Source organism: Thalassolituus sp., from assembly GCF_984348125.1.
Map to the genome: position 1 here is coordinate 80,434 of NZ_CFHJLR010000012.1, position 12,082 is coordinate 92,515.

A 12,082-nucleotide genomic window follows, 5' to 3' on the forward strand; every position below is an offset into this window, starting at 1 on the left:
CCGAAAAAGCCAACGACAACGCTGAGCCAGCGCAATAAAGATTTGTCAATCTGCGCCGATAAGGTGAACTATGAAAACACCTGATATGCCCCTGATACAGAGCGCGCTGACAAAGGCTGTACGCAGCGAAACGTCAGGGGCTTCTTCTGCGCGCTCATCGTCAGCTGCTTCGTCGGGCCCTTCCGCGAAATCAGACGTCGAGTTTTCAGCCACAGTGACAGCGAGTCGGCGTACTCCTGAGCCCCCAACATCCGGTCGCCAGACGAGCGCTGACGTCACTGATAGCGCGAAGAATAACGTCAGAGAAAACGGCCCACGCGACAGAAACGCCTCAAGCCCAAATAACTGGCAGATCACAGTCACCTCTCAAGGGAAGTCGCTGAACCTTCAGAGCTCGCATCCCTTACCGGTAGGCGCCGAAGTATCATTGCGAGTGACCGAACAAACACCGCCCAGTGTCGTAATTACAGACATTAAACTTCCACAGAGTCAGGTGTCACAGACATCGGCTAACCCTACCGCTCAGGCCTCCGGGAATACTTCACTGGCCTCACAGTTACAGTCGATGGCGCAACAGCTGCAATTAACCGCCGCGCTCCAGCTCGCCAGAGCCAGCAATGGCATAACCACGTCCTCTGCCATCCTCCAGCAGAACCCAACCTCCGTCTCTGGCGCTGCAACGTCTTCCACAGCAGCGTTACCGGATACGATAAAAGCCTTACTGATGGCGCGTGCTGGCTGGTCGCAAGGGAGTTCACTACCGACAGGATCCGTAGCAACATCATCAGGACAGCCTCCAGCCCAGGCTGCCTCAGTATCTAACGGGTATTCAGTCGGTGGCAGTGCTGGACTGCGAGGCCCCTCTGTCGCAACAACCTCTACCCCCGACTACAGTGCCGTTCTGCGTGCTGTGTTAAATGACCTGACATCTGCCGGAGCTAACAGAAATAGCCAGTCCAGCCTGTTGCAACCGACCGAGGCGTTAGTCAGAAACCTGCCCGATGCGGCGCAACTCAGTTCACCATCAGGCCTTCACAAAGCCATATCCAATAGCCCACTGAATTACGAGAGCCAGTTATTTCGTCTTGCTGCGACACCGCATGGCAGTGCTTCTGCGTCCGGTGAGTCTGCATCCTCCCCGACAACCGTCGCTTCTGTTTTTAAGACGCTCTGGAACAAGGCCGCGGCACACGCTGGTGCTCCGGCAAGTTCAACGGCCAGCTCCGCGGCGAGCGGCGCATCAGAGTCTTTACGTCAGTCCGTCAGCACCGACAACTCTGCGATCACCAGGCCATCGCTGCTCTCTGCGATTGAAACACTGCAGAAGCAACTGTCTTCTGACAGCCCGGCTAATTCTGAGACAAGTGCCGCCCAGCTGGCCGCTCTGCTAAGTAGCTCACCGGCCAGTTCAACCGCCAGTTCAATACTGCAAAGCTCGCCGATCATTCCCGGCGATAACCTCAAAGGATTACTCCTGTTTATATTGGGACGGAGTCAGAACCACCCAGCCTCCACGTCAGAAGGCGCTGCAGGAAGCGCTACGATGGCAGCGGCACGATCAGGCGCCCAGACCAATCCATTGGCAGGTGCGCTCAACGAGGGGCTGCGCCCCGAAACCTTCCGTTTACTGCAGACCGCCCTGTCCCAGACCGAATCCGAGCAGGTTCGCCTGGTGCAGACACAGGATACAACTCAGTATCAGGTCCCCCTGATGTGGCGGGACAACGACACGATCAAGCAGGACCTGCTGTGCCTTAAACGAGATGACGATCAAGGCGCACCTGAGGATGGCCAGAAGAAACAGTCGCGCTGGCAACTCACCCTGCACTTTGATCTGGAAACGCTCGGCCCGCTGGATATCGAACTGGACTTATGTCCCCCGGCGGTATCTGCGACCTTCTGGTCAGAAACCTCAGATACCTTGTCGGAAATTCAACAGGCATTGCGACCACTGCGAGAAACCCTGACCTTACTCGGAGCAGACGTGGGCGAGCTGCGAGCGCGCCATGGGCGGAAATTACCCGGCGAGCAGCCAGTTATTAGACATTCACTGGTGGATATTCACACATGACGATTCCTGAGCACCTGCTGAACGCAACCGAAGCCATTGCTCTGGCCTACGATGGCGAACACGCCCCTCACGTCAGTGCCAGCGGTGAATATGATCTTGCACAAGCTATCATTTCCGTCGCCATCGCGCACGAAGTCCCGGTGTATGAGAATGCAGAACTGGCCACCTGGCTGGGGCAACTTGAGGTCGGGGAAGAAATTCCTGAACAGCTCTATCAGGTGATCGCTGAGATCCTGGCCTTCGTTTATCGCTTAGAAGGCCGCCTTCCTGGTCAACCGAAAGGCAGCAAGTAAACCCGATCTGTTACCGAAGCACTGAGGGACCTCAGTGAATGCTCTCGGCCTGATGTTCGAGGGAAGCCAGCAACCAACCGATGTGTGTTTCGACAACGTCATCAGGAATCAGATCAACGCCTGAGAGCAGTTTAGGCAGGGCTTTGTAGTAATAAGTATCAATGAGTCCATGCAGGGACGAAACGAAAAACAGCGCCAGTTGTTTCTGTCGTGCCTCTGAGGCAACAGAGATCGCCGGAACCGCGTCCGCCAGCATAGTTAACAGATGCGACTGCCATTCTTCGGCCAGACGATCCACCTGGAGTAGCACGTCACGATCGACAACTTCCGGGTCTGTCAGCGTCATTTTGGGTGGCTGGAACATCAGCTGATAGTAGCCCGGTGAGCGCTGCGCAAACTGAATCAGGTGCCCGGCAAAGTTATAGAGTGCCGAACGCGGGTCAAGATGCTGACTCATCTGCTCGTTAATATCCTGAAACGCCATTTCAAAACCGCGGCGACGGGTGAAAACGAACAGAGATTCTTTGTTAGGGAAGTAGTTATAGATGTTGCTTGCTGTCATCCCGAGTTGAGATGCCAGTTTTCGCATCGACAGATGATGAAAGCCAACCTCAGCCATCACGTGCGACGCGCTGTCCATAATTCGTTCGCGCTGCGCGGCAATTTCTTCCGGTGTAAACGGCTTTTTAGGCATAGCTGACCCCAAATGCTCCAATCATGTACGCATGTTTATTAGAATTTTTCGCTGCACTTCATGTACATAGTCAGGAAAGCGACTATAAAACGATCAATCATTGATAAAATCAAGGCCATTAGAGGCCTAACCTCAACAATCCCCCACACTTTAAGGGACTATCCTGTCCAGCACCAGACCAAACCCGCCAAATTCCTCATCAGGCTGTTGGCAGCATCCATCAGTAACCGACTAAGAGACGTTTGAATCTACCCGTGATTTGATTCAGGACAAGATGCCCGGCTGATCGCAAGCGTATTCTTCTGCTCGTTCATCGTCACTTACTTCTTCAATACTTATTCAAATATTCAAAAAACAGGCCAGCACATGTCGCAACACCTCACCTGGGACCCATTGATGATCCAGCGTTATAATCGCGCCGGGCCAAGATACACCTCTTATCCTACCGCGGTGGAATTTACACCAGCGACGTCTGATGCCTGTGAGCGCTCCGCACTGGCTGCTGATTCTGACAAACCACTGTCGCTCTACTTTCATATCCCTTTCTGCCGTCACGTCTGTTACTACTGTGGCTGCAACAAAATAGTGACCAAACACAGAGATCGCGCAGAAGCCTACCTGGCAGAGCTTTACCGTGAAATCGATCTGAAAGCGGCATTGCTTGACCGCTCACGTCCGGTTGAGCAACTGCACCTCGGGGGCGGCACGCCAACGTACCTGAGTGATAGCCAGCTTAGACAACTAATGAATTACGTACGTCATAAGTTCAGCCTTCAGGATAACGAGGGCTCAGATTTCTCGATTGAAATTGACCCTCGAGAGTTGGGCCCTGACACCCTGAAGACCCTACGTGAGCTCGGCTTTAACCGCGTCAGCTTCGGTGTTCAGGATCTGAACGAACGAGTGCAGATTGCTGTGAACAGGGTTCAGCCAGAAGAAATGATTGAGGCTGTGATGCGGGACGCCCGGACTCTGGGCTTCCGATCTATTAATATTGATCTTATCTATGGTTTACCTCACCAGACCAGATCAACCTTTGCTGAGACACTGGAGCGCATCATCGATATGCGCCCGGACAGACTCTCCATCTTTAATTACGCTCACTTGCCCGAGCGTTTTATGCCTCAGCGTCGCATTAACTCTGCCGATCTCCCGGATGCGCCCGAGAAACTGGCTATCTTCGGTACGGCCATCACCAGCCTGGATCAGGCGGGCTATCAATACATAGGCATGGACCACTTCGCCCTACCGAACGATGAACTCGCCATTGCTCAACAGAAAGGCAAGCTGCACCGTAACTTTCAGGGCTACACCACCCATGGTAACTGTGACCTGATCGGCTTCGGCGTGTCTTCCATCAGTCAGATTGGCTCTTCTTTTTTCCAGAACCAGACAGACCTGGGCAACTGGGGCGAGCAACTCAACAAGGGGCTGCTTCCAACGATGCGGCAAGTTTCATCAACCACAGACGACCTGATCAGAAAGACGGTCATTATGAGCCTGCTCTGTCATCTGACGGTTAAGTTCGATGATCTGGATACACTCTTTGCCATCGACAGCCGCTCTTACCTGAATCGCTCGGTAAAACAATTGAGTGAAATGGAAAAAGATGGGCTGGTCACAGTCACGAGCGAAGCCATCAGTGTTACCAATGCCGGACGTCTGATGGTCCGTCAGGTATGTATGGCGTTTGATGCATACCGGGATGACAGCGAAACTCCGCGGTTTTCTAAGGCCATCTGAATCGCTTTATCGCCCCGTCAGAGCTATGTATCGAATTATCGAACTATGTGGCACCAGAGCTACTTTGGCTGCCACAGACGCCAGTGGTGGTCGACGTACTCCAGGTACAGAGTCGCTTCAAAGGGCTTTTCTTCGGACTCCATGGCGCGCCTGAGAGGTCTTGCACGCCTGAAGACCGGCTCGCTGATCCAGTCTGCCAGACCGTCGACAAACCACCGAATATTTACTTCGACAAACCATCGGGCATCGCGCTCGATCGGGTCCGTCATCGTCACCAGAGACTTTACACGCCGCGTACCGTATGGCATCCCAGTAACTGCGTCATCTAACCAGTAGTAACGCCAGGCAACGACCACACGCTTGCGCCCTTTTTCTATTTCCTCAGTCGAAATTTTCCGCTCACGCCCGATCAACTCCATGTCGAAGAGTTCCGCCAGCTGACTGGCCTCAGCGCTGCGATCTGACTGCGATAGAGTCAATGGCAAGGAAGCTGGTTTCCAGTATAAAGTTTCACCAGCGTAATCACGATTGAGTACCTCAATCGCTGCTTCCGGACTGATATAGGGGACAGCATGTGAAGACGCACAGAAAAACAATAAAAATATCTGTAACAAAGGTTTCATAATTACCTCCATGCACTTAGGATAGCCGCTTTCTGACAGGCCACACGAGAGGTAAGGTTCTGCACGGAAATGTCATCCGTTTGTCACAGAACTGTTATAAATTCCGGCGTGAAAAAAGAAACAGGAAAACACATGGCACAGTCTAATGCCCAACTGAGAGCCACAGAGCCAGCAACCGGCATGGTGGCACGCATTACTTCAGATCCGCGTGAGATTCGTCAGGCGCTTGAGCTCCGTTACCGTGTTTTTGCCGAAGACATGGGTGCCGACGTTCAAGGCGCGGACATGGGCATCGATAAAGATCGTTTCGATGACATCTGCATGCACCTGATCGTAAAGGACAACGATACCGATACCGTCGTTGCCTACAGTCGTATCCTGACCAATGACCTGGCAGCCCGCGCCGGCGGCTTCTATTCGTCTACCGAGTTTGACCTGAGTAAAGTCCTGAAACCGGGCAAGACGTACATGGAAATCGGTCGTACCTGTGTTGATCCTGATTTCCGCACGGGTGCCGCCATTGGCTATCTCTGGGGATTCCTTGCAGAGTATATGGAAGTGAACCGCATCGACTACCTGATGGGTTGCTGTTCAATTCCTGTATCCGGTGGCTTCGAACAAGCCAACGCCATCATGGATCATCTGCGTGAAAAACATATGACCCCTGACAACCTGCGCGCTGTTCCCAAAATTCCGGTGCCTGCGACCAATACTGAACTCGACGGTAAGTCCCTGGTTCCGTCATTGCTGAAGGCCTACCTGAGAATTGGCGTAAAAATCTGTGGTGAACCGTACCTGGATGCAGACTTCGGAGTCGCCGACGCTATGATTCTGCTGCGCCGGGAAGATATGAACTACCGCTTCCTCAGCCGCATTCTGCGCGGCTGAAGAAACCGACAGTGGGGCTAATTGCCCCCTGTCTTTCAATTGGTCATCAACGACCGGATAGAAGCAAGATCAACCGTCTCGCTGTAACGATTGCGCCCGCCTGCTTTAGCCGCATACAAGGCTTCATCTGCTGCTTCAATCAAGGCTTCCATACTGTCAGACGAAGACGGCTCTGCCCATGCCAGTCCCATGCTTACCGTCAGAATATCACTGGTATCCGACGCTTCGTGAGGCATGGCTGCTTCTGTCAGTGAAGAACGGATTCGATCCGCCACCACTTTCATGCCATCAAAATGAATGGATGGCAGAACAATAGCAAACTCTTCACCACCAAACCGTGCAACAAGATCCCGCGGCCGTTGAGCCTGCTCTTTGAGCGTCGTGGCTACTTTCTGTAGACAATGATCTCCTTCGAGGTGACCGTAGTGGTCGTTGAACGCTTTGAAGTGGTCAATATCCACCATGATCAAACCTATGTTGCCGCCCTCACGCTTCGCTCTCAACCATTCAGCCTTGAGAAAGTCATCAAAATACCGACGGTTGGCGATACCCGTCAGGCCATCAGTCACGGAGAGCGATTCAAGCCGCTGCATTTCCTTACGCGCTGCCAGCAGCTGATCAATCCGGATACGACACAACTGCGAATTTAGCGGCTTGCGGAGATACGCATCGGCGCCTGCACCCAGCGAAGATATTTCAACATCGTCATCGTCAGGGCCCATCACAATCAGGCCGATCTGACGGGTTTCAGGGTCCTGCGTCCAGTAGTGGCAGAATCGTGACAGTTGTTGTCCGGTAAAACTCTGATCGACGACCAGCAGATCTGGCTTACGCTCCGGCTGGTCTATCCAGTAGTCCAACTGTTCCTGATTCATTGCACTGACCAGTGATACTCTCTTACCCAGCGCTTCACCGAGCTGAGCCTGCACAGACAGAGTCTCATCTGCGATTAAAATAATGGGTTCTGTTGCCATAGTCCGGTGCCCCGACCGTTGTCCAAGTTAGGCTGGCCTGAGTCGCAAAACCGTTCACTGTCTGCACTGAAGACTCTCAAACCTGCCTTGAATATTATCGGCCAGCATATCGTATTCTTGCGGCTTGTTAATAAAATTTAACGTTTAATTACTGGACGCCAGTTAAATTAAAAGTTATGCACTTTTTTCCGTCAGTATATTGTCAGCCTTATCCCGATTTGTCCTATTCCAGGCATCTGCGATGGCTTTCAGAAGGCCATTGTTACAGGCACCTTCAACCCTCACAGAGGAACCTGATAAACTTACATTATGTTTTCAACAGGAGTTTCTCCCTATGTTCGTACGCACGATCTGTCTGTCTGGCCTGGCGGTGGCGGCTTTTCTGTTTTCTGGTTGCAGCAATCAACCAGATGTCGCGACAGACTTCACCGTAGATAAAACGATCAGTAAAGAGGAACTCCCGGACTTTTCCTCTTACGCCAATGTCAAAGAGAAGAAGCAGGCCTTTTTCTCCTTTATCGAACGCCTGGCCGATGAGGCAAATAGGGAGATCATGGCCGAGCGTTCGGCCTTGCTCACTATCAAGGAGTATGGGAAGTACGACGAGCTGGATGACGACGCGAACGAGTTTCTTCAAACGCTGGCTTCAAAGTACCGACTCGAAGACGTGAAAGAAACGAGCAAGCTGGTAGAACGCCTGTTAGTGCGTGTAGCTCCGGTTCCGCCAAGCCTGGCCATGGCACAGGCAGCCAACGAATCAGCCTGGGGAACCTCAAGGTTTGCAGTGAAAGGTAACAATCTGTTTGGTCAGTGGTGCTTCAGCAAGGGCTGCGGTATTGTGCCTGAGCAGCGAGCTGGCGACGCATTCCACGAGGTAGCCTCTTTCAAGAGCCCCTACGCCAGCGTACGCAGCTACATGTTGAACATTAACCGCCATGACGCGTACCGCGAATTACGCCGTATCCGCTCAGAAGCAATGAAAAACAAAGGCTTTGCCAGCGGCACTGTGGTCGCCGGTGGGCTCGAAAGTTATTCCGAGCGAGGCCATGAATATATAGATGAAGTGCGCAGCATGATCAGATTCAACAAACTGGGAAAGTACGATCAGCCGGAAACCTCTGATTCATGACAGAGTCACATATCGAGGTCACGCTCATACGTCATCACTGGCTTCCTCTGAAGCGACGCAGTATCTCAGGCACCGTAACCTGGCTTTCTACCGACGGCATGACCGTCATCAGCCAGGGACAAATGCCCGTCGGCGCCCGGGTCAACCTGACGATTTCCGCTGCAGAACATGAATTAAAGAATATCCCGGCTCAGATCGTTCGCGCAGAACCCGGGACACAGGGCAGCCGTTACAGCCTCCGCTTCCATAAAGAGCGGCTTTTAAGGCACGACGGCGATATCACCTTGAGATTACTGGGGTACCTGGCAAGCCAGGATATACGGCCTGGGTAAACCCGACTCACCTTACGGACAGGAGATAAATACACCGATGGAAGGCTCGGTACTGGTAGTTAACTGTGGCAGCTCCTCCCTTAAGCTTGCCCTATACAATAGCGCTGAAGAAACCACCCCTGTTATAGAGGCTAACGCCGAGCGCCTGGGTACAGAACAAGCTTCATTGTCTGTCTCAGGTCAGATCGAACTTCAGACCTCGGGAAGTATGGATCACAATGCCGCACTGACCGCATTCATCAAGGCCGCGGAATCCCAGCTCAAGGGACTCAGAGGCATTGGTCACCGGGTTGTCCATGGCGGCGAATCTTTCATCGAGAGCTGCACGCTGGATCAGCACACCATTGCCGAGCTCAGGAAAGTTTCCGGACTGGCACCACTGCATAATCCGATGAACCTGATGGGGATCGAACTCTGCGGTGAATTACTCCCGGGCGTGCCCAACGTTGCTGTCTTTGATACCGCATTTCACCAGACCATCCCTGAGTCGACGTACCTCTATGGCGTGCCCTACGCCTGGTACGAAGAATATGGCGTCCGTCGTTATGGATTTCACGGCACCAGTTATCGCTTCGTTGCTGCCGAGACTGCACGGCGGTTGCAGCAATCGCCCGAAGACCTCAATCTGATCATTGCTCACTTAGGCAATGGCTGCAGTGCCTGTGCAATCCGCCAGGGCAAATCTATTGACACAACCATGGGGCTGACTCCCCTCGAGGGCCTGGTGATGGGCACCCGCAGTGGTGATATTGACCCAGGGCTGATTGAGTTTATGAGTGAAACCACAGAGACATCACTCTCTGATCTGATGACCACGCTGAACCGTGAAAGTGGATTGCTTGGACTTTCTGGTGGACTCAGCAACGATATGCGGACTCTCCTTGAAGCGGAATCAGAGGGTGATGAGGCCGCACGTCGAGCGATCGATACGTTCTGTTTCCGCACCGCCCGCCAGCTCGCCGCACTCAGTACTAACTTCACACACACCGATGCAGTCGTATTCACCGGCGGTATTGGCGAGCATGCGGCCAATATCCGTCAGCGTATTCTGGCGTGCTGGAAGAATATTCCATATCGCCTGAACGGCGACTTTAACCAATCGAACGGCAACGACACCGGACGAATCAGTGAACAGGGCACCCCCCTGGTAATGGTAGTTCCCACCGACGAAGAGCGCATGATCGCGCAGGACACATACAGGCTCACATCTGACCATGATTAATATTTTCATCGCCCCAACCGATACTGAAAGCGGCCTGACGACCATCAGCCTGGGACTGATTCAGGCACTTGATGCTCAGGGACTAAAAGTTGGCTTCGTGAAACCGGTCGCCCCTGGCTCGTCGGCCAATGAGCGCTCTACACAGCTTATCCGCAGTGTTCTCCATCTTGATACGCCAGAGCCAATGGCACTGGCAGATGTTCAGCAGTCGGTCAGTAATGGCATGCTGGATCGTACGCTGGAAGATGCTGTCGGCCTTCACGCTCAGGTCGCAGAAGGCTGCGATGTGGTGATCATCGAGGGCCTGGTACCAGATCGGAGCGAGCCGTACACCGCCAAGCTGAATGTCGAAATTGCTAAAGCTATGGGGGCAGACGTCTTGCTGGTCACCAGCGCAGAAGGCAAAAGTGCAAGCCAGATTCGTTCAGACCTGAAGTTGCAGGTCGGACTCTTCGGCGGCAAGAAAGCCAGTATGATGGGCTGTATTATTAACAAGGCCGGCGCACCCGACATTCATGGCGCATTACCCACATCTGAAGAATCTCCTGCGGATATGCCCCCGGCAGGCTGTAGCGCCAAAGAGTGCGAGCAGATCACGATTGATGACTGCCCTGTTCTCGGCGTCATTCCATGGCAGGCGGACCTCCTCAGCCCACGTACGCTTGATATTGCCCGTGCGCTGAACGCAGACATTATCAGTGAGGGCGACATTGATCAGCGGCGCGTGGCACGCATCACTCTTTGCGCCCGCACACTGACCAATATGATCGACCACCTTCGCCCCGGAACTCTGGTTGTGACCCCAGGAGATCGCGATGACATTATTGTCGCCAGCGCAATGGCAGCGACCAATGGCACGCCACTCGCTGGATTGCTACTCACGTCGGGATACACACCAACCGATGCCCTGCACAATCTGTGCGAGCGTGCATGGCAAACCGGCCTTCCTGTTCTGAGTGTTCATACCGACAGCTATTCCACCGCCCGCGCCCTAACCCACATGGATACGCACGTTCCGGTTGATGATACGGAGCGGGTTAAACGCATCATGAATGCGGTATCGCAGCACCTTGATGTTGAAACTTTGGCAGAGCGGATTGGTGCGCCACATACTCCTCGCCTGAGCCCCGCGGCTTTCCGCCACCAGCTGGTGTCTCACGCCAGAGCCAATAAGCGCCGGATCGTGCTCCCGGAAGGAGAAGAACCAAGAACCATTGCTGCGGCAGCCATCTGTCAGAGCCGTGGCATTGCCGACTGCATTCTGCTCGGCAACGAGGAAAGCGTGCGTCAGGTTGCGCGGGCGCAGGAAGTTGAGCTTCCCGATGATCTCAGCATCGTAAATCCGGACGATGTCCGCGATCAGTACGTTGCCGGCATGGTTGAACGCCGCAAGCATAAGAATCTGACAGAGCCCATGGCACTCGCTCAGCTCGAAGATAACGTCGTGCTCGGCACCATGATGCTGGCACAGGATGAAGTTGATGGCCTGGTGTCTGGCGCCATTCATACCACGGCGAATACGATCCGCCCGGCTCTGCAGCTGATCAAAACCGCCCCTAACGCCAAGCTTGTGTCTTCTGTGTTCTTTATGGGCCTGCCAGATCAGGTTCTGGTCTACGGTGACTGTGCTGTGAACCCGGACCCTGGCCCGGAAGAGCTGGCGGATATCGCGATTCAGAGTGCCGAATCCGCCAGGCAGATGAATATCCCCGTACGCATTGCCATGCTGTCGTACTCGACTGGCGAATCCGGTAGTGGCGCAGACGTAGAGAAAGTCCGTGAAGCCACGGCCATCGTACGTGAGCGCCGTCCTGATCTGGTAGTCGATGGGCCTTTGCAATATGATGCGGCCACCACCGCCAGCGTTGCCAAGAGTAAGGCGCCGGACAGCCCGGTAGCAGGACAGGCAACCGTGCTTATCTTCCCGGATCTGAACACAGGTAATACAACCTATAAAGCGGTGCAGCGAAGTGCCAACGTCATCAGTATCGGACCGATGCTGCAGGGCCTCGCGAAACCGGTAAATGACCTGTCACGAGGTGCTCTGGTAGAAGACATTGTCTACACCATCGCCCTGACAGCGATTCAGTCCCAACATCAGAAATAAGGTATC

11 protein-coding genes are annotated in these 12,082 nt (G+C 53.7%); 8 read left to right on the forward strand and 3 right to left on the reverse strand.

The window, feature by feature from the left end; all coding sequences use genetic code 11:
- Nucleotides 1-70 precede the first annotated feature (70 nt).
- Entirely contained in the window at nt 71-2,071 is a 2,001-nt protein-coding gene (gene fliK / locus AC5E51_RS10155) for a flagellar hook-length control protein FliK (RefSeq protein WP_491778530.1), read from the forward strand.
- The gene (locus AC5E51_RS10160; RefSeq protein WP_068443640.1) at nt 2,068-2,364 is read left to right on the forward strand and encodes an EscU/YscU/HrcU family type III secretion system export apparatus switch protein; all 297 of its coding nucleotides are present in this window, start codon (nt 2,068-2,070) and stop codon (nt 2,362-2,364) included. Before fliK ends, AC5E51_RS10160 begins: the two co-directional genes overlap by 4 nt.
- A 31-nt stretch (nt 2,365-2,395) precedes the next feature.
- Here AC5E51_RS10160 and AC5E51_RS10165 read toward each other — a convergent pair whose 3' ends face one another.
- Nucleotides 2,396-3,058 carry a TetR/AcrR family transcriptional regulator gene (locus tag AC5E51_RS10165; RefSeq protein ID WP_491778531.1) on the reverse strand — a complete coding sequence of 221 codons (663 nt, stop codon included), beginning with the start codon at nt 3,056-3,058 and terminating at the stop codon, nt 2,396-2,398.
- 366 nt (nt 3,059-3,424) lie between these two features.
- Here AC5E51_RS10165 and hemN point away from each other — a divergent pair, with 366 nt between their 5' ends.
- Entirely contained in the window at nt 3,425-4,801 is a 1,377-nt protein-coding gene (hemN, locus tag AC5E51_RS10170) for an oxygen-independent coproporphyrinogen III oxidase (protein WP_488074493.1), read from the forward strand.
- 59 nt (nt 4,802-4,860) lie between these two features.
- Here the strand turns inward: hemN and AC5E51_RS10175 are convergent, their stop codons facing one another.
- Complete coding sequence (locus AC5E51_RS10175) at nt 4,861-5,424, reverse strand: hypothetical protein (RefSeq protein WP_488074491.1); 564 nt, start codon at nt 5,422-5,424, stop codon at nt 4,861-4,863.
- Between the two features lie 132 nt (nt 5,425-5,556).
- On the opposite strand from AC5E51_RS10175, the gene AC5E51_RS10180 reads away from it, so the two are divergent.
- Nucleotides 5,557-6,312: a GNAT family N-acetyltransferase gene (locus tag AC5E51_RS10180; RefSeq protein WP_068434755.1), complete on the forward strand. Its 756-nt coding sequence runs from the start codon at nt 5,557-5,559 to the stop codon at nt 6,310-6,312.
- A 35-nt stretch (nt 6,313-6,347) separates the two neighbouring features.
- Here the strand turns inward: AC5E51_RS10180 and AC5E51_RS10185 are convergent, their stop codons facing one another.
- Nucleotides 6,348-7,286, reverse strand: coding sequence for a diguanylate cyclase domain-containing protein (locus AC5E51_RS10185; protein WP_068434753.1), 939 nt, complete (start codon nt 7,284-7,286; stop codon nt 6,348-6,350).
- 334 nt (nt 7,287-7,620) lie between these two features.
- Between AC5E51_RS10185 and AC5E51_RS10190 the strand changes: the two genes are divergently transcribed.
- Genes AC5E51_RS10190 through pta form a run of 4 tightly spaced genes read left to right on the forward strand, consistent with a single transcriptional unit; the run spans nt 7,621 to nt 12,076 of the window.
- On the forward strand, nt 7,621-8,415 hold the full coding sequence (locus tag AC5E51_RS10190; protein WP_068434751.1) for a glucosaminidase domain-containing protein: 795 nt from the start codon (nt 7,621-7,623) through the stop codon (nt 8,413-8,415).
- A complete protein-coding gene (locus tag AC5E51_RS10195) occupies nt 8,412-8,747 on the forward strand; it encodes a PilZ domain-containing protein (RefSeq protein WP_273087670.1) in 336 nt (111 codons plus the stop codon). The genes AC5E51_RS10190 and AC5E51_RS10195 overlap by 4 nt, the downstream gene beginning before the upstream one ends.
- A 37-nt stretch (nt 8,748-8,784) precedes the next feature.
- Complete coding sequence (locus AC5E51_RS10200) at nt 8,785-9,969, forward strand: acetate/propionate family kinase (RefSeq protein WP_488045577.1); 1,185 nt, start codon at nt 8,785-8,787, stop codon at nt 9,967-9,969.
- On the forward strand, nt 9,962-12,076 hold the full coding sequence (gene pta, locus AC5E51_RS10205) for a phosphate acetyltransferase (protein WP_301389076.1): 2,115 nt from the start codon (nt 9,962-9,964) through the stop codon (nt 12,074-12,076). Before AC5E51_RS10200 ends, pta begins: the two co-directional genes overlap by 8 nt.
- Nucleotides 12,077-12,082 lie beyond the last annotated feature (6 nt).

Bases quoted from the DNA above. Each gene is read 5' to 3' on its own strand.
- AC5E51_RS10180 (WP_068434755.1), top strand. From the start codon at position 5,557: ATGGCACAGTCTAATGCCCAACTGAGAGCCACAGAGCCAGCAACCGGC.
- AC5E51_RS10175 (WP_488074491.1), bottom strand. From the start codon at position 5,424: ATGAAACCTTTGTTACAGATATTTTTATTGTTTTTCTGTGCGTCTTCA.
- fliK (WP_491778530.1), top strand. From the start codon at position 71: ATGAAAACACCTGATATGCCCCTGATACAGAGCGCGCTGACAAAGGCT.
- AC5E51_RS10165 (WP_491778531.1), bottom strand. From the start codon at position 3,058: ATGCCTAAAAAGCCGTTTACACCGGAAGAAATTGCCGCGCAGCGCGAA.
- AC5E51_RS10160 (WP_068443640.1), top strand. From the start codon at position 2,068: ATGACGATTCCTGAGCACCTGCTGAACGCAACCGAAGCCATTGCTCTG.
- pta (WP_301389076.1), top strand. From the start codon at position 9,962: ATGATTAATATTTTCATCGCCCCAACCGATACTGAAAGCGGCCTGACG.
- AC5E51_RS10200 (WP_488045577.1), top strand. From the start codon at position 8,785: ATGGAAGGCTCGGTACTGGTAGTTAACTGTGGCAGCTCCTCCCTTAAG.
- hemN (WP_488074493.1), top strand. From the start codon at position 3,425: ATGTCGCAACACCTCACCTGGGACCCATTGATGATCCAGCGTTATAAT.
- AC5E51_RS10185 (WP_068434753.1), bottom strand. From the start codon at position 7,286: ATGGCAACAGAACCCATTATTTTAATCGCAGATGAGACTCTGTCTGTG.
- AC5E51_RS10195 (WP_273087670.1), top strand. From the start codon at position 8,412: ATGACAGAGTCACATATCGAGGTCACGCTCATACGTCATCACTGGCTT.
- AC5E51_RS10190 (WP_068434751.1), top strand. From the start codon at position 7,621: ATGTTCGTACGCACGATCTGTCTGTCTGGCCTGGCGGTGGCGGCTTTT.